Source organism: Xanthomarina spongicola (assembly GCF_003148645.1).
Classification (GTDB): domain Bacteria; phylum Bacteroidota; class Bacteroidia; order Flavobacteriales; family Flavobacteriaceae; genus Xanthomarina; species Xanthomarina spongicola.
The window spans coordinates 557,979-583,495 of the sequence record NZ_QGGP01000001.1 but is presented as its reverse complement, the minus strand read 5'-3'; the positions used below and the strand labels follow the sequence as shown (position 1 = coordinate 583,495).

At 31.8% G+C, this 25,517-nt stretch carries 15 protein-coding genes; 7 read left to right on the top strand and 8 right to left on the bottom strand.

What is annotated here, in order from left to right:
• Positions 1–95: 95 nt before the first annotated feature.
• Both LX78_RS02635 and LX78_RS02630 read left to right on the top strand, forming a co-directional pair.
• Positions 96–1,895 (top strand): chloride channel protein, encoded by a 1,800-nt coding sequence (locus LX78_RS02635; RefSeq protein WP_109681081.1) that lies wholly within the window; start codon positions 96–98, stop codon positions 1,893–1,895.
• Complete coding sequence (locus tag LX78_RS02630) at positions 1,895–2,146, top strand: hypothetical protein (protein WP_109681080.1); 252 nt, start codon at positions 1,895–1,897, stop codon at positions 2,144–2,146. Before LX78_RS02635 ends, LX78_RS02630 begins: the two co-directional genes overlap by 1 nt.
• On the opposite strand, the gene LX78_RS02625 is transcribed toward LX78_RS02630, so the two are convergent.
• Both LX78_RS02625 and LX78_RS02620 read right to left on the bottom strand, forming a co-directional pair.
• Positions 2,143–2,592 (bottom strand): nucleoside deaminase, encoded by a 450-nt coding sequence (locus LX78_RS02625; protein ID WP_109681079.1) that lies wholly within the window; start codon positions 2,590–2,592, stop codon positions 2,143–2,145. The two genes, LX78_RS02630 and LX78_RS02625, sit on opposite strands and share 4 nt — an antisense overlap.
• A gap of 67 nt (positions 2,593–2,659) precedes the next feature.
• Positions 2,660–5,290 carry a T9SS-dependent M36 family metallopeptidase gene (locus LX78_RS02620; RefSeq protein ID WP_109681078.1) on the bottom strand — a complete coding sequence of 877 codons (2,631 nt, stop codon included), beginning with the start codon at positions 5,288–5,290 and terminating at the stop codon, positions 2,660–2,662.
• Positions 5,291–5,428: 138 nt separating this feature from the next.
• On the opposite strand from LX78_RS02620, the gene LX78_RS02615 reads away from it, so the two are divergent.
• The gene (locus tag LX78_RS02615) at positions 5,429–7,201 is read left to right on the top strand and encodes a 1-deoxy-D-xylulose-5-phosphate synthase (protein WP_109681077.1); all 1,773 of its coding nucleotides are present in this window, start codon (positions 5,429–5,431) and stop codon (positions 7,199–7,201) included.
• A gap of 66 nt (positions 7,202–7,267) precedes the next feature.
• Here the strand turns inward: LX78_RS02615 and LX78_RS02610 are convergent, their stop codons facing one another.
• From LX78_RS02610 to LX78_RS02605, 3 genes are all read right to left on the bottom strand, one after another.
• Positions 7,268–10,498 (bottom strand): T9SS type A sorting domain-containing protein, encoded by a 3,231-nt coding sequence (locus tag LX78_RS02610; protein ID WP_109681076.1) that lies wholly within the window; start codon positions 10,496–10,498, stop codon positions 7,268–7,270.
• A gap of 183 nt (positions 10,499–10,681) precedes the next feature.
• Positions 10,682–10,813 carry a hypothetical protein gene (locus tag LX78_RS14975; RefSeq protein WP_281267897.1) on the bottom strand — a complete coding sequence of 44 codons (132 nt, stop codon included), beginning with the start codon at positions 10,811–10,813 and terminating at the stop codon, positions 10,682–10,684.
• A gap of 88 nt (positions 10,814–10,901) precedes the next feature.
• Positions 10,902–12,245, bottom strand: coding sequence for a deoxyguanosinetriphosphate triphosphohydrolase (locus LX78_RS02605; RefSeq protein ID WP_109681355.1), 1,344 nt, complete (start codon positions 12,243–12,245; stop codon positions 10,902–10,904).
• A 244-nt stretch (positions 12,246–12,489) separates the two neighbouring features.
• Between LX78_RS02605 and LX78_RS02600 the strand changes: the two genes are divergently transcribed.
• Together LX78_RS02600 and LX78_RS02595 are read left to right on the top strand one after the other, a co-directional pair.
• Positions 12,490–15,303, top strand: a complete 2,814-nt coding sequence (locus LX78_RS02600) for a TonB-dependent receptor (protein ID WP_109681354.1) — start codon at positions 12,490–12,492, stop codon at positions 15,301–15,303.
• A gap of 43 nt (positions 15,304–15,346) precedes the next feature.
• The gene (locus LX78_RS02595; RefSeq protein WP_109681075.1) at positions 15,347–16,522 is read left to right on the top strand and encodes a multidrug transporter; all 1,176 of its coding nucleotides are present in this window, start codon (positions 15,347–15,349) and stop codon (positions 16,520–16,522) included.
• A gap of 67 nt (positions 16,523–16,589) precedes the next feature.
• Here LX78_RS02595 and LX78_RS02590 read toward each other — a convergent pair whose 3' ends face one another.
• On the bottom strand, positions 16,590–16,943 hold the full coding sequence (locus LX78_RS02590; RefSeq protein WP_109681074.1) for a toxin-antitoxin system YwqK family antitoxin: 354 nt from the start codon (positions 16,941–16,943) through the stop codon (positions 16,590–16,592).
• Between the two features lie 384 nt (positions 16,944–17,327).
• On the opposite strand from LX78_RS02590, the gene LX78_RS02585 reads away from it, so the two are divergent.
• Together LX78_RS02585 and LX78_RS02580 are read left to right on the top strand one after the other, a co-directional pair.
• Positions 17,328–18,530: a porin gene (locus tag LX78_RS02585; RefSeq protein ID WP_109681073.1), complete on the top strand. Its 1,203-nt coding sequence runs from the start codon at positions 17,328–17,330 to the stop codon at positions 18,528–18,530.
• Positions 18,531–18,605: 75 nt separating this feature from the next.
• Positions 18,606–20,930: an inorganic phosphate transporter gene (locus LX78_RS02580; protein ID WP_109681072.1), complete on the top strand. Its 2,325-nt coding sequence runs from the start codon at positions 18,606–18,608 to the stop codon at positions 20,928–20,930.
• A gap of 59 nt (positions 20,931–20,989) precedes the next feature.
• Here LX78_RS02580 and LX78_RS02575 read toward each other — a convergent pair whose 3' ends face one another.
• Both LX78_RS02575 and LX78_RS02570 read right to left on the bottom strand, forming a co-directional pair.
• Entirely contained in the window at positions 20,990–22,759 is a 1,770-nt protein-coding gene (locus LX78_RS02575; protein ID WP_109681071.1) for a Na/Pi cotransporter family protein, read from the bottom strand.
• A gap of 198 nt (positions 22,760–22,957) precedes the next feature.
• The gene (locus tag LX78_RS02570; RefSeq protein ID WP_109681070.1) at positions 22,958–25,429 is read right to left on the bottom strand and encodes a ribonucleoside-diphosphate reductase subunit alpha; all 2,472 of its coding nucleotides are present in this window, start codon (positions 25,427–25,429) and stop codon (positions 22,958–22,960) included.
• Positions 25,430–25,517: the final 88 nt, after the last annotated feature.

Genomic DNA, 25,517 nt, shown 5'->3' with positions numbered 1-25,517 from the left:
TCTTATATGCAGTTCTAGTCTTTACTATAATATTGTTTAGTTTATACACTTACGCATATTTTGTAATGAATACTTAATAAACTATCAGTCTAAATATGGATATAAAGTCTTTAATAAAGCAGTTTTTAATTTGGAGATACAAACATATCTCACAGAAAAATTTTGTTTTATTTTTGAGCACCTTTGTAGGTTTATTAGCTGGTATAGCTGCTGTAACATTAAAAAACATTACATATTTCATTCAGAATACATTAGAAAAAGGAATTGTATTTTCTCAAAATCAGTTGTATTTTATCTTACCAATAATAGGATTATTAATAGTATATCTTATTAAAAAATATATGTTTAGAAAAGAGATGATACCTTCTGTTCCTCCTTTTATAAAACGTGCAGTTCCTTCACTCTTATATTCACTTTTAAGACAAAAAGGCTTATTATCATACAAGCTAATTTATCATCCATTAATTCTTGCTCCATTAACAGTAGGTTTTGGTGGTTCGGTAGGATTATTGGGTCCTGCTATAACATCAGGTTCGGCAATTAGTTCTAATTTAAGTAGGTTGCTTCATATAGATAAGAAAACACGAACCTTACTAATTGCTTGTGCAACTGCTGGAGCAGTTGCCTCAATGTTTAAATCTCCAATTGCTGCCATAGTTTTTGCTGTTGAAGTGTTTAGTTTAGACTTAACATTTGCTTCTTTACTACCTTTATTAATAGCGTCAATCTCATCTGTATTAACATCTTATTTTTTCCTTGGAGATGAAGTGCTTTTTAGTTTTACCCTTACAGATAAATTTACTCTATACGATACAGCTTTTTATATTATTCTTGGTTTAGGGACTGGAATTGCATCTATTTATTTTACAAAAATTTACTTTGCCATATACAAGTTCTTCGATAGGTTTAAAACTCGGTTTGCCAAATTACTAGTAGGAGGTTTAGCCATTGGTGTTATGCTCTATTTTATTCCTCCTCTTTATGGTGAAGGTCTAAGTTTTACAAAAGATTTATTCGATGGTAATCATCTACATGCTTTAGGGACTAATTTATTCGATGATTACCTTGACAATATTTGGGTTGTAATTGTTCTACTTATTGGATTTACTATTTTTAAAGCAATAGCTATGACCACAACTTTTGCAGCAGGTGGAATTGGTGGAGTTATTGTACCAACAATGGTTATGGGAAGTGCTTTAGGAAACGTTGTAGCAAAAATAGTCAACAACATTGGTTTTGGACATCAAGTCTCTGAATCTAACTTTACTTTAGTAGGCATGGCTGGACTTATTGCTGGAGTTATTCATGCACCATTAACTGCTATCTTTTTAATAGCTGAAATTACAGGAGGTTATGAATTATTTCTTCCTCTAATGATAACAGTAGCTATTTCTTATATGATTACTAAAAATTATATGGAGCATACAATCTACACTAAAGAATTAGCAGAAAGAGGTGATTTGCTTACTCATAATAAAGATCAAAACGTCTTAACTTCTATGAATATAGATAGTGTGATTGAGAAAAATTTTATAACTCTAAATCCTAATATGTCTCTTGGCGACATGCTACATAAAGGTGTTTCAAAATCTAATAGAAACCTATTCCCTGTTGTTAATGAAGATCAAGTTTTAGTAGGTATTATTCTTTTAGATGATATTAGAAGTATTATGTTCGACCAATCTTTGTATGAATCTACTTCTGTTGAAACTTTCATGCAAATGCCACCTGGATATATTGATTACGAAAAAGATTCCATGCGAATTGTCATGCAAAAATTTCAAGATACTAATGCCTGGAATTTGCCTGTAATTAAAAATGGTAAGTACTTTGGATTTGTTTCAAAATCAAAATTATTAACAGCGTACAGACGCGAATTAATCAACTTTACTTAATGTCAAATATTGCTTTAAAATTAATAACCTTTATTCTTCTAATACTATCTTTAGGAAGCATTCTAGCTGGTTATTTATTAGATTTAGATTACTCTGAAAAATTAATTGGTTTTGGGGTTGTTGGGCTTTTTATTTTTGTATTTCCATTGTTTTCCTATTACAGATGGAAAGATAGAAATGTTAAGGATTACATGATTACAAAAGAAAGTTTAGAAAAAATGCGCGACTATAAAGAAAGTAAAGACACTTAATTCAAATTCCTTTTTTCAATAAAAAAACGTTTTAATAATTGTGAAGCATCATCTGCTAAAACACCACCTTCAATAATGGTTTTTGGATGTAATTTCGTTTTCATATTAATACAACCACGTTCTTCGTCTCTAGCGCCATAAACAATTTTACTTATTTGGCTCCAGTATAAAGCTCCAGCACACATTTGACATGGTTCTAAGGTTACATATAACGTGCAATCTTTTAAATACTTTCCTCCTAAAAAATTTGAAGCTGCTGTTATTGCTTGCATTTCTGCATGTGCAGTTACATCGTTTAAAAGCTCGGTTAAATTATGTGATCTTGCTATAATTCGATTATCAACTACAATAACAGCTCCAACAGGAATCTCGCCTTTTTCGAAAGCAACTTCAGCTTCTTGAAGGGCTTTTTTCATAAAATAAGTATCGTCGAACATATTTTCCATATCTGTAAAAATAAAAAAAGGCAGCTAAATAACATTAGCTGCCTTTAAAATATGATAATAAAATCTATTAGTTTTTAATAATCTTATGATTTGCACTAAATGATTGTCCGTTAATATTTAATATATAAATACCTGACTGCAATCTATTAATGTCTAATTCTACTTCGTTAAATAACTCTACTTTTTTAGAAAGTACTTGTCTTCCATTAATGTCTGTAAGTGTCATTGTTACTTCTCCATAATTTTTAGCAGTTTTAACAAACAAACGACTATTTGTTGGGTTTGGATATACCTTATAGCTACTAGAATTAAATTCTTCAATACTTAAGCTTGTACAGTTAGCTAAGGAAGGATCTGTTTCTGGTGGCATAGCAAAGTCTTCTACTTGGTCTGCTCTAGTAAAACCTAACCCTTGAGATGCATTTAAACCAACACCTCTATTAGCAAATACTTCCCAAATTAAACATTGATCTTCTCCTCCTGTTAATGCCATATCTGCAGTTAAAATACCATCTCTACCTGCAACAAATCCAGGATTACAACCTTGTAATTTTAATCCATCTATTACTAATTGCATTACCTTATTGTTACCACCTGTTCCATTATAAAGATCGGCATCAAAGCCATATTTATCTACATAAGCCCAAGTTAAATCCCAAAGTATTGTTGCCCAGATAAACCCAATACCATGTGGTGCAGCTACATTTGCAGTGTCATTAGTATCAATATACGTATAATCATTTACAGCAAAATCTGTACTATAAGGCGCTAATCTAATTCCTAAACCAGTTGTTGGTTGACCTATAGCATAAGTTCCAATACCTCTTCCGTCTTCTGGCTGATCACCTGGTTTCATAGTTAACATTAATCCAAACCAATCTGACCATCCTTCACCCATTTGTTCAGCATTTGATAAACAATTAGAGTTTGAAGCACCTCCAGTTAATCTATTTGAAATTCCATGCCCAAATTCGTGAGCAATAATACCATTATCAAAACTTCCATCTCTTTGGTAAGATACAGGACTAAGTAATGTAGCACTAATTGTATCTCCAGCTAATAAAGCAGCGATTATAGCTTCACCATCAATATTATCTACCATTACAACTGGGATTGTTACAGTTGCTCCAACTGCTCCTCCACCCATTGCAATAGTGCCTCCTGGCACATTGTTTACTATTATTACAGCTACTGCTCCTTCATCTTCGGCAGCCTTTGCTTTAAATCCAAATTCACAGTCACCACGACGAATTACAACAATCTTATTGTTTAATTCTGCTCCATTTGTAATGGTATTACAACCATCGTTAGGGTCGTTAACATCATCAATAGCAATAGCTAAATCGGCAGTAAGTGGTGTGCTAGGTATGCTAGCACCAAAATTTCCTGGTTCAGCTATATAGTCTCCTGCTAAAGCTCCATCATTAATTGTTAGAGCATTTCCTGGTGGCTCAGACCACAAATACATTTGCATATATGGGTTTTGACCATCTGGTGGAGTTCCAAAATTGGCATTATTTGTTCCTCCTCCATCTTGTCCTTCAGCTTCAACATAATCACTACCTAAACCACCACTTCCATAATTGTTTTCTTGAAAATTTCCAGAAGCTTCATCAAAACCATATTGATACCAAACATCGTGCATCACATTACTAACATAAAACATATTAGTTACAGACACATTTTGATAACCTATTGGGGTTTGATTTAAATCTAATGGGAAGTCAAAGTTTAAAGAAGCCCCTCCATCTGGAGATGTTCCAGGTGCATCTTGATTAGCAGTATCCTCGTAAGCATACACATTGTTTCCTCTTGTAATAGTATATTCTGCACCAGCTACTCCATTTGTATCATGCCATCCATAAGGTGAGGCATTGTCATCTGCAGGATTACTTAATAAAGTTCTTCCTCCAAAACTTGGTGCTTCAACTGGAAAAGCAAATACATTGTATTGAGATCCATCTGCAACAAAAGAATTTGTTTTAAATAAATTAAAATCTTTATTTGAATTAGTGTGAAAATCATGATTAGAGTGATTTCCTTCACCAAAATTACAAGACACAATCCAATCGTTAGTGTCAATTATTTGTCCTGTAATGGCATCAACTCTTAAGCTCCACCAATTTTTTCCATTTAACGTATGAATACTTAAATCCCAAGAAAGTTTTAATTCTCCTTGTTCTGTTAAGAGGTAAACTAATTTAACTGGAATTTCTGTTCTTGAAATATTTCCACTACTATATAAAAACTCTTTATCGTTACCAGAAATTAATTCTAAGTCTAGGATAGCACCTAAATTTAATTGAGAGGCAGCATTTTCTATTGCACGTTGTGCATTAATTTGTGGTGCAATAGTATTTACTTTTTCAGAAATATTGCTCAATAAGTTATTTGCATAATAAAATACCGCATTATCTTTAATAGCAATACTTGAAGTGGCATTATGTATTTCTATCCCTTGGTGTCTTTGGTTAACATAAACATGATTAATCTTGGTACTTTTAGAAAAGTACTCATTATTAACATATAAATCTTCAATATCATTAGCTGTTAAATTATACTTAGCTTGATTTTGAATTAAGTATGTTTTAATAACATTGCCATATTCTGAATTAACTAAAGTGTTTTGAGAAAAACCTAGTAACCCGAAAAACAACAATCCAATTACCATTAAACGCTGGATGTAATTTTTTTTCATTTTATCTGTCTTAAATTAAATTTTGAATTTCACAAATATAGACTCCTTATCGTTATAATTAATACAATTAAGTAAAATACTTAACATATTAACAGTTATTCTACCAATTTTAATAATTTTACTAAATATTATAAACGAATGAGTATTGATCTTTTAAAAACTATAAATTCTTCAAAAGAGTTACGCAAATTACCTATCGAACTGCTGCCTCAATTAGCTAAAGAGCTAAGGAAGTTTATTATAAAAATTGTTGCTACTAAAGAAGGTCATTTAGGAGCTAGCCTAGGTGTCGTAGAACTTACCATAGCTTTGCATTATGTTTATAATACGCCTAAAGATTTACTAATCTGGGATGTTGGTCATCAAGCTTATGGCCATAAAATTCTAACTGGAAGAAGAGATGTATTTGAAACCAATAGGCAATTTAATGGTATTAGTGGTTTTCCAAAAAGAGAAGAAAGTGAATTTGATGTTTTTGGTGTAGGTCATTCTTCTACTTCAATTTCTGCTGCTTTAGGAATGGCTATCGCTTCACAATTAAAAGGAGATACTACAAAACAACATATAGCAGTAATTGGAGATGCTTCAATTGCAAGTGGAATGGCTTTTGAAGGCTTAAATCATGCTGGTGTAACCAATGCTAATTTACTAGTTATTTTAAATGATAATGCTATTGGTATAGACCCATCTGTTGGAGCTTTAAAGCAATATTTAACTAATGTAAAAAAAGGAACACAAAAGCAGGATAATATATTTGAAGCTTTAAATTTTGATTATTCTGGACCAATTGATGGACATGATCTTTCTCAGTTAATTTCTGAATTAGAGCGTTTAAAAACTGTACAAGGACCAAAACTTTTACATGTTATAACTAAGAAAGGGAAAGGCTTAAAACAAGCAGAAGACAATCAAGTAACTTATCACGCTCCAGGTAAATTCGATGCTGATACAGGAGAATTAGCAACTAAGATAATTATTGAACAACCACCAAAATATCAAGATGTTTTTGGCTTTACTATTGTTGAATTAGCAAAAAAGAATAAAGATATTATAGGAATAACTCCTGCAATGCCTACTGGAAGTTCCTTAAAATATATGATGGAAGAAATTCCTGAACGTGCTTTCGATGTTGGTATTGCCGAACAACATGCTGTAACGCTTGCTGCTGGAATGGCAACTCAAGGATTAATACCTTTTTGTAATATCTATTCTACTTTTTTACAACGTGCGTACGATCAAGTTATACATGATGTAGCCTTACAGAAGTTACCTGTTATATTTTGTTTAGATAGATCAGGTTTGGTTGGACAAGATGGTGCTACACATCATGGTGTTTTTGATTTAGCCTTTTTACGTTGTATTCCAAACATCATAATTTTTGCACCTAGAAACGAAATTGAGCTTCGCAATATAATGTACACATCTCAATTAGGTAAATTGAAACAACCAATTGCAATAAGGTATCCTAGAGGAAGAGGTGTTACTCTAGACTGGAAACAGCCTTTTAATGAGATTATAATGGGAACTGGTATTCCACTAAAAAAAGGATCTGAAATTGCTGTTTTAAGCATTGGAACCATTTCTAAAAATTGTTCTGAAGCGATTGATAAGATTGAGAGAAAACATAAAATATCTCATTATGATATGCGTTTCTTAAAACCTCTAGATGAAAAATTACTGCATACTATTTGTAAAACACATCAAAGCATTATAACTGTTGAAGATGGTTCTATAAATGGTGGCTTTGGTACAGCCATTTTAGAATTTGCTTCTCAACATAATTATAAAAACACATTTAAGTTACTCGGTATTCCTGATGAATTTATAGAACATGGAACAACTGAAGAGCTACATAGAGAATGTAAAATAGATTCAATAAGCATCTTCCAAACCATAACAGGACTCTTATAAAATATTCAATTTAAAGCAAAAAAAAGAGGCGAATATATCGCCTCTTTCTATATAATAATATAAAGCTTATTTAATAATAAACTTCTTTGTTTCAGTAAAATTACCTTTTGAGAATCTAGCAAGATATAATCCTGAGCTTAAATCTAAAGATAATTGTTGTCTTCCATTTGAATTCAATTCTAAATCCGAATTGTAAATCATTTGACCAGCTAGGTTATAGATAGCTAATTTAACTTCACCTAAATTAGATTTAGCTGAAATAGTTATTTCTCCATTAGAAACCGTTGGATATAAAGTTAAATCTGAAGCTAAGGTATTTTCTTCAACACTTAAGAAATCTGGAGTAAACATTCCAGAGAATACACCTCTACCATGTGTAGCAGCAAAAACCATATTATCGTTTCTAAGATCTAAGTCTAAAACTTTAACATTACTCATGCCATTATATGCCTGATTCCAATTTGGGCTAGCAGAAGAAAAGTTTTCTGTAAACCAAACACCTAATTCTGTACCAATAATTACTTGCTCAGTATTTAATGGGTTTTGTAAAATAGCTTTTACTGGTAAATCTGGTAAATCACCATCTTTAGCTTCCCAGTTTGCTCCACCATCACTAGTGTACCAAACATTATTAACTCCGTAGTTGTGTACGGTTACAAAAATATCATCTTCAGTTTGTCCAAACTCAACATCAGAGGCACTTCCAACAATTGATCTATTAGCTAATTCTGTCCAAGTTGGGCTTGCAGTATTTGCATTCTCAATTAGTATTATATTTCCTAAACGGTCACCTACAAGTAACTTAGAAGAACTTGTTGTATGAGGAGATACTGTTAAAGCAGTTACACTCGTTACTAATTCTGCATCTACTAAAGTTGTTGCTGATAAAGTTGCAGATGATTTAATACCCGAATATCTTCTAATACCTGGATCTGCACCAGCCTGATAATTAGAATATAAAATATCTAAATTAGAATCTAAAGCTTGTGGATTAATAAACGCTCCATTATTATCGCCTGAACTAATAGTAACGTTAGCTCCAAGAGATCCATCTGCATTTAAAAATCTTAAGTTTACACCTGCATTATAAACGTAATTTCTAATAAAATATCTATCAGTTCCGTCTTGATCAAAGAAGGTATATGCTCCATCACCTCCATAAGGCTCTTCAGCATCATCTACGCCATTTGGATTCGCATTTCGCATCAATTGAGTTCCATTATCTTGTAAACCACCTGCAAAATAATCTCCTGAAAGTGCTGTAGTTGGTGCTACACCAACAGTATAAAATTGAGACGTATTATAACCTGTATTTCTAGATTGCGTTGTAGTTCCTCCATTTGAAGAGTAATATACACCTCCATCATTACCAATAACTATCTTATTTGGGTTAGTATGTCCAAAAGCTAGTATATGTTGATCGGCATGTACTTCTTGAAAACCAAAACCACCATACCAGTGAGAAAATTGATTCCATGATGTTGCTCCATTTGTAGATTTAAATAAGTCAATTCCACCAGTGTATACAACTTCATCATTTGTAGGATCCACTTCTAACAATAAATCGAAAAAAGCTTGACCTCTTGTAAAATCTGATGCAGAAATTCCAGTATCAGCATCATTTGGTAAGGCTTTAGTTTGCACTAAAAAAGTTGGTACAAAAGCCGTTGTTGTTTTTTTGATTGTTACACCAGAAGCTGTTTCAGCTAACACATAAACTTTATCTGCTACAGTTGAAGAAACTGCAATTTGAGTTCTTATTCCTCCAGCAACTTCATAAGCTATAGTAAACGTATTTCCATCTGTAGAAGAAAAAATTGTTCCTCCACCATCTCCATATAGTTTACTATTAGTAGTAGACATCCAAATTTTTCCGTTTGGCCCTATTTCTAAATCGTTTGGAGCATATTTATGTCCATCTGCTGTTAAAGGTAAACTAACTTCACTCCAGTTAGCCCCTCCATCTACAGATTTGTATAAACCGTAAGTAAGCCCTCCAATAGTTGTTGCTGCATTAGAAGATCCATATACAGCATCACTAGCTGCTACATAGATTTCTGAATTACCACCATTATTTCTTACTTTAACATCGTTAATTTGTTGAACTCCTGGCACTACCATTGCAGTAAAATCTCCAGAAGCAGGATTTAAAGACCCATTTACAGTTCCAGAAGCTAAAGCAGCTTCTAAAATATCACCATCTGCCATACTAATCATAACAGAAGGTATTGTTATTGTTGGATCTGTTCCACCCATTGGTACTGGTTCTCCTGGCACATTATTTAATACAATAGCACCTATTGCTCCAGCATTTTGTGCATTCTTAACTTTATCAACAAATGGGCAATCTCCTCTTCTTATTAAAGCAATTTTTCCAGCTGCACTTGGCCCAAAAGAATTACATCCTTGAGTAGGAACACCTGAAGGGTCATTAGCCATAATAAAATCTGCCGTTATTGTAGATGTAATTTCAGGTCCAAAATTTGTAGTTGGATAAGATTGATAATTTCCGGCAATTCCAGCAGGTGAATTAACCGTTATTGTAGAAGCTGAAACAAAATAACTAGTACCAGTATTTCCACCAAAAACATTTGTCCATGTGTCTCCACCATCTGTAGATTTCCATAATCCATCTCCATTTACAGAACCATCTGTATGTCCAACATAAGATTCTCCAGTTCCTAAATAAAAGGTATCTGTATCATTTGGATCGTAAGTAATACTTGATACTGCTAAATTTTCTGGAATATTGACTCTAGTCCATACACTACTAGCGCTTGAAATATTTGAGTTTTTCCATAAACCACCACTAACACCACCTGCAAAAACAGTATTATCTGTAGCGTCATTAGGATCGAACATCACTGCTCTAGTTCTTCCACCAACATTGTTTGGTCCTCTTTCAAGCCAACCATTATCCATAGCATCTCCAGGAACTCTTCCGTTTATTAAATCGATTCTTCTTTGTTCTAATAACTCTTTTTGAAGTTCTGCTACCTTATGAGGTGTTGGTCTTCCTAATTCTGGATTCATAGTTAGAATCCATTGTTCTTCATTGTACTTGTTAGGCGTTAACCTGTGTTCTTTTCTCTCTTTCTTAGATAATAATAAAGCTTCTTTAAAAGGATTATTATCTATGTGTTCTTTGTGTTTTTGTTTCAATTCTTCAACAGAAACTAAAGCAACTTTGTTGTTTGAAGCATCTTCATTTTTAGATGCATCGTCATTTTTCGTAAAAACAAAAATGGCTAATGCAGCAATTAAAACGCTAAAAATTAATAGGGAAATTTTTTTCATGTGTTATTTTTTTTAGAAAAGCTAAATTAACTCAATTATTATATACTACAAAATACCAGCAAATAATTTAACACTTTAAAAAGCTATAAATCACTTTCTTAAAATATTTCATATTATAAAGGTGAAAATAAACTCTAAAAATTGGTTACGATATAGAGAAGACTGTCAAAATATAATATGCTATTATTCAGAGTCAGTATAGTATTGTTGCGTTTCAACTTCTGAAGTATCTTTGTTACTTAATTCAATCATAACTAGCAAACATGCAAAAGTTACAAAAATGATAACGATTGCTCCAAGTAGATTTTTTTTCATTTTGGATAGATTTAGCATTTAGGTCTTGTAAATATACGCTTTTTATTCGATAAAAAGCATAATTATTCGATAAAATGCACAAAGTGCTTTAAAAAGCAATGCCTTTTATCATTTTATATTTTAAAATGGCTCTACTATCTGATAATAACGATATATAATTACATACTTTAAGCAATTTGTTATAAATACTATTTGTTTCAATAAAGTCTAATTCTGGGATGCTTTTTAATATAAGTTTATCATAATTAGACGCTTTTTGATTGGAATTATTAATTATGGCTGAGGTATATTTTTCTAATAAGGTGCTAATAACTTCGAATCCTACTATTTCTTTATCTATAACTTCTTTGGATTGATATACATTTTTAACGCTCAATTTAATTATATCATTTATTTGAGCATCGTATTTACTTTTATCTAATAATGCACATGTAAACCTGTCTTTTAAAATCTCTTCTTCATTATTTAAAAACACTTCAACAGCTTCATTAATTAGTGTATTTATTGCCAATGCTCTTAAATAACTTACTCGATCTTGTGTGGTAGAAAGTTGGTTATATTTTGAAGTGTTTATTGAGTTTCTAACTAAATTAATTAGGTATTCTAAAGCATATTCTTCTTGGATAAGCCCTAAATTTATTCCGTCTTCAAAATCAATTATAGTATAACATATATCGTCTGCAGCTTCTACCAGAAATGCTAATGGATGTCTTGAAAAACTGATATCGTTTGTATTTCCTCGTTTTAGTAATCCAAGTTCCATAGCGACATCTATAAATAATTCTTTTTCGCTTTGAAAGAATCCATATTTTTTATCTGCAATATGATTGCTTGGTTTTTTGGGCAAAGACTCTTTGGGATATTTCATAAATGCACCAAGAGTAGCATAACTTAAACGCAAACCTCCTTCTCTTCCAATTCTACTTTCTGTGGCTATTTTAAAGCCATTGGCATTTCCTTCAAAATCGCATAAATCTTGATATTCTTTTTCTGTTAATTGGTTCTTGAACTTTTCTCCATTTCCAGATTTAAAAAACTCTCCGATAGCTTTTTCACCTGAATGCCCAAAAGGTGGATTTCCAATATCATGCGCTAAAGCAGCTGCTGCAACTATAGCTCCAAAATCGTTTGCTTGATATCCATGAATGGTTTGTAAATGAGGATGTTTCTCGATTAGCTTTGCTCCAACTTTTCTCCCTAATGTTCTGCCTACAACACTTACCTCTAAACTATGTGTTAATCTAGTATGAACAAAATCTGTTTGCGACAAAGGAATGACTTGTGTCTTGTCTTGAAGGCTTCTAAATTCTGATGAAAATATAACACGATCATAATCAACCTCAAATCCTAGTCTTGTCTCGTCTTGTTCTTTTCTTAAGCGTTTATTTGTATCTCCATAACGCTTTAATGAGAGTAATTGTTCCCAATTCATAGTACTAATTTTGTTGATGCAAGATACATTTTTCATCTTTTAAAATTTCTTTTTTCAGGAGCAGATATAAACAAATTATTTTGAGTCTATGTTAAGAAATCATTTCCAAAACCAAAACATCATGTTACCCGCTTAACATTTAAGTAACAGTTTTATTACGAAGGTTTAATCTAGCATTAACAGACGCTTTACATTGTTGTAGTTTCTTTGCCAATAGAAAATGACTAAAGAACTAAAACAAATAATGAAACATATTTTTCTCTTTTTTATCCTAATGGCATCTTTAACTTCTTATGCACAAAACACAGGTTCTATATTAGGTAAACTAACAGATTTAGATGCAAATAACGAACCTTTAGTTTTTGCAAACATATTAATTAAAGGGACTATAAAAGGAACTACTTCAGATTTCGATGGCCTTTATAAAATTAATAATATTGAAGCCGGAATACATACAGTAATCTTTAGCTTTGTTGGTTATGAAACGCAAGAAATTGAAGTTGAAATTCTTGCAAATAAAGACACTGAGGTAAATGTTTCTATGAAAGCTAGTTCAGCTACATTAGATGAAATTGTAATATCTACCACTACAAAAAGAGAAAGCGAAACAGCATTACTCCTGGAACAAAAAAAAGCAGTTGAAATAAAACAAAGTATTGGAGCCGAAGAGTTATCTAGAAAAGGAGTTAGTGATGCGGCTGGAGCAGTTGCAAAAATTTCTGGAGTTTCTAAACAAGAAGGCTCAAGCAATGTTTATGTTCGTGGTTTAGGAGATAGATATTTAAATACAACCATGAATGGACTTTCGCTTCCTTCAAACGATGTCAATAAAAAGAATATCGATTTAAATTTATTCTCTTCAGATATTATAGAAAATGTTTCTATAAGTAAAGCATATTCTGCAAAATACTATGGCGATTTTTCAGCTGGAAATGTAAACATTAACTCTAAGGACTTTACAGGTAATTGGTTCTTTGATGCTTTTACCTCAACTGGTTTTAATACGAATGCCATCGATAAAAATTTTGTTAGAAGTGAAGGGACAGGATACTTTGGGTACTATGGTAGATACGACCATAATCCGTTCGCTATTATTTTATCACATGGTGTAGATCCAGTAAGTGTTGGCACTCCAATTAATTTTGGATATGGAGCTTCTGCTGGGAAATCTTTCACCTTTAGTAATGGTTCTAAATTAAGCGTATTTGCAACAGCTTCATTTGATAATAATTATGAATACAGAAAAGGTTCTGCTGTAGATTATACATTAACTGAAAAAAAGGCTTTTGATAATAATGCTGAAGAATATGAATATGATACGACTACTACAGCAATGGCTGATGTAAATTATCGTATTGATAGTGATAATTCAATCAAATACAATTTCTTATTCATAAATAACTCGTCAGATGTTGTTGGTTATTTTGGAATCGATGGAAATGGTAGAAATAGAGATGCTATAGCAAATACAGATGAAGGCTTTTATCAAATGAATGTGCAATTCGATCAAACACAAATGTATGTCAACCAATTATTAGGTAAGCATACATCAGGAAAGATTGACGTTGATTGGGGATTTGGATATAACTATGTGTTTTCTAAACAACCAGACAGAAAGCGAATTAGTATTGAAAATTATCAATTTGCATTAGATAATGATATAGATACAAACCCAGTATTTTATAGTAATGTTAATTACGACAACCAACGCTATTTTCAGGATATTGAAGATGATGAATACAATGGTAGAATAAATCTTGCTTACAATGCAAACGATTATTTAAAACTAAATTTTGGTTTTAATGGAAGAAGCAAAAAGAGAGACTTTGAAAATATTCGTTATGGTTATGATATAGTAGATTCGGGATACCAAATTACAGATGTAAATAATTTCAATTCTATCTTTACTATAGATAATTTAAATCTAAATAATGGAGATGATGGAGTTTACGAGATAAAAGTAATAAATGCACTACCATCTCAATCAAATACAAATAGACCAGGTTTACCAGAAAACACCTATGAAGGTAAACTAGATATATTTGCTGGATATGTTGATGCTGAAATAAAAGCTGGAGAAAAATGGTTATTTGTTCCAGGAATAAGACTGGAATCCTTTCAACAAGACATTGCTTTCGATGTTATTAACTTAGGAAATCAAGGCAAAAATACCATAAGCTCTTATGAGAATTTCTACCTACCAAGTTTAAATATTAAATATGCTTTAAACGATGATCAAAACCTTCGTTTCTCTGCAAGTCAAACCGTTTCAATTCCAGAATTTAAAGAAGTTGCTCCTTTTGTATACGAAGATATCTCAACTCGAATAGGTGGAAACCCAGATTTACTTGACAAAGGCTATTCTAAAATTTTAAACATCGATTTAAAATACGAATGGTTCTATACTAAAAGTGAAATTGTTTCTGTGGCTCTTTTTACTAAAGAAATAAAAGACCCTGTAAACTTAGTTGTTGGTGCAGATGCTACAGGAACGCAACGCTATTTTAGAACTGGAGATAAAGCAAATGTTTATGGAGTTGAAGTAGAAATAAGAAAAAACATCCTCACAGACACAAATGATGAACCTAAACTTTCTTTAGGATTCAATGCAACTTATATGAAAACAGAGCAAGACTTATATAGCTCAATTGATGGTGAATATTATGATGTAAGTTTCGAAAAATCTGAAGACGAGCTCCAAGGCGCATCACCACTAATATTAAATGCTGATATAAACTATTCTCCAACTTTTGGGAATTATAAACCTGTTGCCAATTTAGTGTTCTCTTATTTTTCTGACAGAATAGACGCTTTAGGTTCTGGACAATTAGGCAATGTTATAGAAAAAGGCGTTCCAACTTTAGACTTTATCTGGAAGAATAGTTTTGGTGAAAATCTGGAAATAAATTTTAGCATTAAAAACTTACTAAACCCAACCATCGAATATTTTAGAGAAACCTCTTTAGGAGATATTGCTGTAAACTCTGCAAATGGCAAAGGAGTAACAGATTATAAAAGAGGTATGGATTTAGGATTACAACTTAAATATAAATTTTAAACACAATTAATAAACTAATAAAAATTAAATCAAATTAGAAAAAATGAAAAACAACTTAATTTTAGGAATAGCAATAATAAGTATGCTTTTCTCTTGTTCATCAGACGACACATCAGACATTTACATTACAGACAATAGTGTAAATTATAATGGTGGTGGAACTACAGATCCAGAAACTATTTTCCTTTCTGGTACTTACACTCAAGATTTAATTCTAGATGCTAACAATACGTATAAAGTGAATGGTTCATTAATTATGGCTAGTGGAACGACTTTAGAAATTCCTGCAGGAATGACTATTACAGCTTTAGCTTCTGGCGCAAATGTTTATGTAGCAATTTCTCAAGGTGCTAAAATTATTGCCAATGGAACTGCCGATAAACCAATTGTATTCACTTCAGATGCTTCTGCTCCTTCAGCTGGAGATTGGGGAGGACTAATCCTATTAGGTAAAGCGCCAATAAATTCTGTTACTGGAAGTTCTACTTCTACTTCAGAAATTGCTAGTTTACCATTTGGTGGAACTGACGAAGCTGACGACTCAGGTATTATTCGTTATGTTCGTGTGGAATATTCTGGTGGAGCTGCAGACGGTCAATCAGAAAATAATGGGTTTTCATTTTATGGTGTTGGAAACGCAACTGTAGTAGAATATATTCAAGCATTCGAAGGTAAAGATGATGGTATTGAGTTTTTTGGTGGCACTGTTAATGCTAGTTATATTTCTGTTGTTAATGCTCAAGATGATTCTATAGATTGGACGGAAGGTTACAGAGGAACTATTACTAATGCTTATGTTAAACATGGAGCAGATCATGATAAAGGGATTGAAGCAGATGGTTACAATACAGATTTTAGTAATGCTGCAGGATTCTTCTCAAAACCAACTGTTACTAACCTAACTATTATAGGACTAGGTTCTTCAACTGGAAACGAAGCTATTAGATTAAGAGCTGGTACTCAAGGTGTTTTTAATAATGTTCTAATACAAGGTTTTGAAGAAGGTTTTGATTTAGATGGTGATGCTGGAGATAACCCAACTGGAGCTGGTGTATTAAGTGGTGATTTAAGCGTTACCGATGTCACTTTTACAGATGTTGTTTTAAATATGAAAAACGATACTGGTGAAACTTTTACTGAAGTTGATTTTATTTCAGGGGAAGGAAATGGAACTGGAACAGATTATGCAACTTGGGGAGCATCTTGGACCGTTGAATAAATGAATTAGTCTAAAAATAAAAAAGCATCCTTAAATTAGGATGCTTTTTTATTTAGTATAAAATGCATTAATTGCGTAGTGCAACATGAGATAGATTAGTCCATTCGTTTACACTAGCAATCGCATTGTTCTCATAATCCACTTCTTTTAAAGTTTTATCATTCCAATAAAACCATTTGCCGACTTTCTTCCCATTATCATAATTCGCAGAAATCATTTTTTCACCTTCTGTGTTAAAGCTTAACCACTCACCTTGAAGTTTGCCATCTAGAGTATAAGTACCTGTCTGGCTTACTACTCCATTGTCATGATAATAAACCACTTCAATTAAGTTTGTGTCTTTGTTAAGTTTTAATTCTCTCTCTTGTGCAAAAGAGCCCACAGTAATTAAAAAGGTAAAAAGCATTACAATTTTCTTCATAATTATTTGGGTTTCTATTTATTATAAATCAAATATAACTATTAGATAATATTTAAGCAACATTCTCTTAACATTAATTTTACATTGGAATGGTATCTATTTGATTACGTGTCTTTTATTCATTATAAAATACCTTAGAATATTAATAATTACTTAATATTTAGGTTACAATTATATCATAAACATTAAGGATATTTGTAATGTCTTAAGACAAAAAATTAGTAATTTCATATAATTTATTAGTTTTTGTCGACTATATTATCATGAATTCTATGGCTGCTTTTGGCCAAGGCAGCCTTTTTTTGTATTAAACTTAATCTTAAGGAAACGTTAAATTAACATTAGAGTTAGTTATTTGCATTGACAAAAACTAATAATTCCAATATGAAATTTAAAGCTACCCTTTTGATATTACTATTTGCAGTAATATTTAAAACTAACGCACAAGAAACTAAACCTACAAAATTCGGAAAAGGCATCGTTAATATAGTTGGGAAGGATAGTTCTTTTACTATGAAAATTGGTGCTCGAATTCAAATATTAGGTACAGCAGCATGGGAGAATAAAGATGGTGAATTAGTTAATCCATATTCTAATATGCTTATTAGACGTGCTAGATTAAAGTTTGATGGCTTTGCATTTTCGCCTAATCTTATATATAAAATTGAACTCGGGTTTTCTAATAGAGATATGTCTGGTTCATCATTATATACAAGAGATTCCCCAAGAATTATATTGGATGCAGTTATGAAATGGAATTTTCATGAGAATTTTGTTCTCTGGTTTGGTCAAGCTAAGTTACCAGGAAACAGAGAGCGTGTTATATCTTCAGCCAATTTACAGTTTGTAGATCGTTCCATATTAAATGCTGGGTTCAATATAGATCGTGACATTGGTGTGCAATTAAGACATCATATAAATCTATCCGATTCGTTTGTGATGCGTGAAATTGTTGCTATTTCACAAGGAGAAGGAAGAAATATAACCGAAGGCAATCAAGGAGGATTTCAATATACAGGAAGACTAGAGTTCTTACCTTTTGGCACCTTTCCTGGAAAAGAAGACTATAAAGGAAGTGATTTATTACGCATACAAACTCCAAAGTTAGCAATTGGCGCAACATACGATTTTAATAACAACGCTGTTCGAACTAGAAGTAATATGGGATCTTTTATGATAACAGATGATGGATTATATGAAACGAATATTTCTACTGTATTTGTTGATGCTATTTTTAAATATAAAGGAATCTCCTTTATGGGTGAATATGCCTATCGTGATGCAGAAGATCCAATTGTAAAAAATCTAGATGGTACTCCAACTGGGCAAACCGTTCAAGTAGGAAATGCTTTTAATTTACAATCTGGATATTTGTTTAAGAAAAACTGGGAGCTTTCTGGAAGATACTCTAATGTTAACTATAATCAAGAAATTACAGGAAAAGGACTTGTACAAGAGTATACCTTAGGTGCATCAAAATATATAGTTGGTCATAATCTTAAGGTTCAATCAGATTTAACATATATCGATAATGAAATTGGAAATGGAGGATTAGCTTATCGTTTACAGTTTGAAATGCAATTTTAATATCGAAATAATAACAATTACATAACATTTTTGTGAAAATCCCTATAGATATTTGCAAACTATTTAATATTAACTATGGATAATATATACTTTTTAATGATAATTGCTCTAGCTATTTTGGCTATAGCAGATTTGGTAGTTGGAGTTAGCAACGATGCTGTAAACTTTCTTAACTCAGCAATTGGATCTAAAGCTATTTCCTTTAAAACCATCATGATAGTTGCTAGTATTGGAGTTGCTGTAGGTGCTGTTTTTTCAAGTGGAATGATGGAAGTTGCCAGAAAAGGAATTTTTAATCCACACGAATTTATGTTTAATGAAATCATGATTATTTTCATGGCAGTCATGATAACAGACATACTTTTACTAGATTTCTTTAATTCTGTTGGTATGCCAACTTCTACAACGGTTTCTATTGTTTTTGAACTTTTAGGAGCTTCCGTTGCAATGGCATTAATAAAAATTGGCCATGATGGTGGTGGTTTAAACGAAGTTATAGACTATATAAACACAACAAAAGCTACAGAAATTATCTTAGGAATCCTGCTCTCAGTTGTCGTTGCTTTTTCTATAGGTGCCATGGTTCAATATGTTGCAAGAGTATTACTTTCTTTTAATTTTGAGAAAAAAGCAAATTGGGTTGGCGCCTTATTTGGTGGTATTGCCTTGACATCTATAACCTATTTTATCTTCATGAAAGGTTTAAAAGGGACTGCTTATTCTAAAGCAACTTTTGATATTATTAATGGAGAAACAATTAGTCATTTTTTAGAAAATAATGTTCTTTTAATTGTTTCTGTTAGTCTAATTTTCTGGTCGCTTTTATCATTTATATTTATTTCTGTTTTAAAAACGAATATTTATAAATTAATTATTTTAGTTGGAACTTTTGCTTTAGCATTAGCTTTCGCTGGGAACGATTTAGTGAACTTTATTGGTGTTCCAATTGCAGGTTGGCAGTCTTATGTAGCTTGGTCAGGTTCTGGAGTTTCTGCAGAGTTGTTTAGCATGGGATTTCTTGCAGACAAAGTACCTACTCCAACCTACTTATTAGTTGCTGCAGGCTTAATAATGGTCGTTACATTATGGTTTTCAAGTAAAGCTAAAGATGTTGTAAAAACCTCTTTAGATTTATCAAGTCAAGAAGACACAAAAGAACGTTTTCAACCTAATTTCTTATCTAGAGGATTTGTTCGATTTGCAATGATGATGTCTAAATTGTCTGATTATATGTTGCCTGAATCTGTGCAAACAAAAATTGAAAAACAATTTGAAAAACCTGTTATTGCTCTAAAAAGAGATAAGACTTACGAGTTACCTGCATTTGATTTAGTTCGTGCAGCAGTTAATTTAATGGTCGCAGCTGTATTAATTTCAATTGCTACATCCATGAAATTACCTCTATCTACAACTTATGTTACATTTATGGTGGCAATGGGTACTTCTTTAGCAGATAGAGCTTGGGGAAGTGAAAGTGCTGTCTATAGAGTTGCAGGTGTTTTAAATGTTATTGGTGGCTGGTTCTTTACGGCAATCATAGCGTTTTCAGCAGCAGGATTAGTTGCTTACTTATTAAATTTAAATTTATCCTTAATGTTCCCAATTTTATTGTTGGCAGCATTTGGATTGATATTGAGAAACTATATTGCTCATAATAAAAAAACAAAAGAAGTTAAAGCTGAAGATAGCCTAAAAAGAGCTGAGAGTAGTTCTGTTCAAGGTGTTATTCATGAAAGTGCACATAATATAGCAAATGTTGTTAAGCGTTCTAATCGTATTTACTCTAATGCCATTGTTGGTTTAGCGAGACAAGATTTAACCTTACTTAAAAAGAGTAAAAAACAAGTTGTAAAATTAACTGATGAAGTTGACGATTTACGTGATAACGTTTTCTACTTTATTAAGAATTTAGATGAATCAAGCATTGGAGCCAGTAACTTTTATATTAATGTTTTAGGCTATTTGCAAGATATGACCCAATCTTTAGAATACATATCTAAAGTGAGCCATAAGCATATTAATAACAATCACAAAAAACTGAAGTTTAGTCAAATAAAAGAGTTAAAAGAAATAGATGATCGCTTTGAGTTATTCTTTAATAATACATACAAAGCATTTGATTCTAGATCGTTTGAAGAAATTGGTATTATCTTAAATAGAAAGCAAGAAATTATTTCTCTTGTAGCAGATAAGATTCAAAAACAAGTAGAACGTACAAGAACAGAAGAGTCTAGTCCAAAAAACACCACTTTATACTTTAGTCTTTTATTAGAAACAAAAGATTTACTAATAGCTACTATGAATCTCTTAGAAGAGTACCATAATGCTCACGATAGCTCTGTTGAACCTGCTACTATAGATGTAGTTGATGAGCTATTGGAAAGTGGAGATTCTAAATAATAAAAAAACCACCTTAAATTAGGTGGTTTTTTTATGGGAAATGGTATTAATTACTCGCTTTATTCTTTAGAGTCTCCATTTTCTAAAAGAGAATCTTTATTACCATAAATTAATTCGGTAACAATTATTAAATTTTTTATCATATCGTTCACGTTATCATTGTCGTTAACTAATGAAGAAGCCATATTTACTGTAATTAAGTCTTTTCTAATAAGTGCATCAATCTCTAAATTATCTTTATAAATATTAGCTTTAGCCTCTTGTTTTAGCTTGGAAAGTGTCTTATAGTATTTACGATTCTCTGTCTCAGTTCTAAATAAATATATAACTCTTAATACCTTAGCAACCCGTTTTCTAAGTTTATTATATTCTTTTTGAATATGCTTATTCTCAGAATTTAAATACAAAGTAATATTTCGGCTTAGCTCATTAACATCCTTAATAATTTCAACCATTCTTCTATTTGCTATTTTTATTTCAGCAATTTCCACATTCTGAGCTTCACTAAAATTTAATAAACTCTGAGCTTTTGTAGCGAATTTTATAATCTCTCCATAAATGTGTTTTATTTTTGTGGTATACAACTCTCTAATATCAGCCTCAAAAAGGATGTTTGATTTTTTGATAAGTTTTTTAAGTTTCAAATCAGATTTTATGTCTTCTCTATGAATGTTTAAAGCGTGAGATACAATTTCAAAAATAGCATTCTCAAATAAATATTTAGATTCCTCTAACAATGTAGAAATTGCTGAACCTGGAAATTCTAGAACTGCATCGTTTAAAAATTTAGGTTCATCTACTCCTTGGTGAGTTTCTTCTTTTATAACTCTTAAAAGGAAGCTTTCAAGATGTTTTATAAGTGGAATCATCAATAAAACCCCAATCACATTAAAAACAGTATGAAATAAGGCTAGTTTTAATGTATAATCAGTTTGTAATATTTGAAACCAGTCGGCCAAAATATTAACAAAATTTGCTAAAGGAAAAATTAATAATAAAGTAATAAGTCCTGCAGAAACATTAAATATTAAATGTGCTACAGCTAAACGTTTACCAGCAATATTAGAGCCTAACGATCCTAAAATTGCCGTAATAGTTGTCCCAATGTTTGCTCCAATAGCTAAAGCTAATGCGTTTTCATATTCTATTTGCCCAGCAGAAAGCGCTGTTAATATTAATGCTAAAGTAGCACTACTTGATTGAAGAATGGTAGTTATTAAAATTCCTAATCCAGCATAAACTACTACTCCTAAAAATCCTGGTATAGCATATTGGGTTAAATCGATATATTCTTTAAAAACATCGAATCCTTCTTTCATAAAATGAATACCCAAAAAGAAGAATCCCAAACCTGCTAAAACATTTCCAATGCCTTTAAACGTAGAATTTTTTTGAAAAGAAAAAATTACACCAAAAACTAACATTGGCATAGCTATAGAAGAAATATCTATGTTAAGTCCAAATCCGGCAACTAACCAAGCTGTTGCTGTTGTACCAATATTGGCTCCAAAAATTAACCCTATTCCTCCTGAAAGCGAAATTAATCCAGCACTTATAAACGAAATTGTAATGACTGTAACTAAAGAGCTAGACTGCATTAATGCTGTTATTAATGCTCCTGTTGTAATACTTTTATATAATTTGTCTGTCGACTTTTTTAGAATATTTTGAAGTGGTCCTTTAGTAAATACTTTAAACCCTTCTTCAAGCATAACCATACCAAAAAGTAAAATAGCTACTCCTGCAGAAATAGTTTCAAAATTTGGATTTAAAAAAAACAGAATTGCTAGTATAACTAAAAGTCCAAAGAATAAGATTTTTTTAATCATATTATTTACTCATTTTGTCCTTATGCAAACTAATAGTCTTGTAGTAAACCATAATATAAACTTTTGTCAACTATATTATTTGTAAAAGATAATATTATAATTTTATTCAACAAAACCATATGATAAATGTCATATAATCTAGAAAATAAAAAAGCATCTCAAGAGAGATGCTTTTTATAACACTTAAATTTAATTTAATTAAGAACCACACATAAGGCAATCATCACCTTCGGCTTCTTTTGCTTGGGCAATTAATGCTTTCATTTCTTCGGCAGACATTGGTTCTACTTCTTCTTTTGTTTGCTGACTAAATTTAGCTGCTGTTTTTGCAGCTTTTTGTTGTTGTTGAGCAACTATAGTTTCATCTACTTCAACAATTTCAGCAACAGGTTCTTCTTTCTTTTTAGTATCAAGCGTAAACTTAATGGCATCTACTGCACTTTTTGTTCTTAAATAATACATTCCCGTTTTTAAGCCACTTTTCCATGCATAAAAATGCATAGATGTTAGTTTTGCCATGGTTGCGCCTTCCATAAATAAATTAAGAGATTGAGATTGATCTATAAAATAACCTCTTTGACGAGACATATCTATAATGTCTTTCATACTTAACTCCCAAACAGTTTTATACAATTCTTTAATGTCTTGAGGAATAACATCTATATTTTGAATAGAGCCATTAGCTCTCATTATATCTTGTTTCAATCCATCGTTCCAAAGACCTAATTCCACTAAATCTTCTAGAAGGTGCTTATTAACTACAATAAATTCTCCAGATAACACACGACGTGTGTAGATGTTAGAGGTATATGGTTCAAAACATTCGTTATTTCCTAATATTTGAGATGTACTTGCTGTAGGCATTGGAGCTACTAACAAAGAGTTTCTAACACCATGTTTTTTAACCTCTTTTCGTAGTTTAGCCCAATCCCAACGTCCACTTAATTCTTCGTCTTTTACATTCCAAAGGTTGTGCTGGAATTCGCCATTACTAATTGGTGAGCCTTTATACGTTTTGTAAGGACCTTCTTTTTCTGCTTCTTCCATACTTGCTGTTACAGCAGCAAAATATAATGTCTCGAAAATTTCCTGATTTAACTTCTTGGCTTTATCGCTTGTAAAAGGCATACGTAATTTTATAAACGTATCTGCTAAACCTTGAACACCTAAACCTATTGGTCTGTGACGGAAATTAGAGTTCTCTGCTTCAATAACAGGATAGTAATTTCTATCGATTACTTTATTTAAGTTTTTGGTAACGCGTTTCGTTATTTTATATAACTCTTTATGGTCAAACTCACCATTTTTAATAAACATTGGCAAAGCAATAGATGCTAAATTACACACAGCAACTTCATCTGGAGATGTGTACTCCATGATTTCTGTACATAAATTTGAAGAACGAATGGTTCCTAAATTTTTCTGATTAGATTTTCTGTTTGCAGCATCTTTATACAACATATAAGGCGTTCCAGTTTCAATTTGAGATTCCAAAATTTTCTCCCAAAGTTCACGAGCTCTTATTGTTTTACGTCCTTTTCCTGCTGCTTCATATTTTAAATATAGTGCTTCAAATTCTTCACTATGTGTTTCAGGTAATCCTGGACATTCGTTTGGACACATTAAAGTCCATTCTCCATCTTCTTGCACACGTTTCATGAATAAATCTGAAATCCACATAGCATAGAATAAGTCTCTTGCACGCATTTCTTCTTTCCCATGATTCTTTTTTAAATCTAAGAAATCGAAAATATCTGCATGCCAAGTTTCAATATAAATAGCAAAACTACCTTTACGCTTTCCTCCTCCTTGATCTACATATCTAGCAGTGTCATTAAACACTTGAAGCATTGGTACAATTCCGTTAGATGTGCCATTTGTTCCTGCAATGTAACTTCCTGTTGCGCGAACATTATGTATTGCTAAGCCTATTCCACCTGCAGATTGAGAAATTTTAGCTGTTTGTTTTAATGTATCGTAAATACCTTCAATACTATCGTCTTTCATGGTTAAAAGAAAACAAGAAGACATTTGTGGTTTTGGTGTTCCAGAATTAAAAAGTGTAGGTGTAGCGTGTGTAAAATATTTTTTAGACATTAACTCGTAAGTCTCGATTGCAGCATCTAAATCGTTTAAATGAATTCCAATTGAAACACGCATTAACATATGTTGAGGACGTTCGGCAATTTCGCCATTTAACTTTAATAAATAAGAACGTTCTAATGTTTTAAATCCAAAATAATCGTATCCAAAATCGCGATTATAAATAATAGTAGAGTCTAATTTTTCTTTATTATCCATGATTACTTTGTAAACTTCATCAGATAATAATGGCGCATCTTTACCTGTTCTTGGGTTTACATAAGTGTATAAATCGTGCATAACCTCGCTAAAGGTTTTCTTTGTGTTTTTATGTAAGTTGGATACTGAAATTCTTGCAGCTAATTTGGCGTAATCTGGATGAGCTGTAGTCATTGTTGCAGCAATTTCAGCAGCAAGATTATCAAGTTCACTTGTTGTTACACCATCATACAATCCTTCAATAACACGCATGGCTACTTTTACTGGATCTACTAAATCGTTCAATCCATAACATAACTTTCTCACTCTAGCAGTGATTTTGTCGAACATCATTGGTTCTTTGTGGCCATCTCTTTTTACTACATACATATTTTACACGTTTTTAAATTTTTCTGAACACCTTCAGAAAATGGATTAATTAGTTGGTTTAAGTATTCAAAAACAATTGAAACACTTA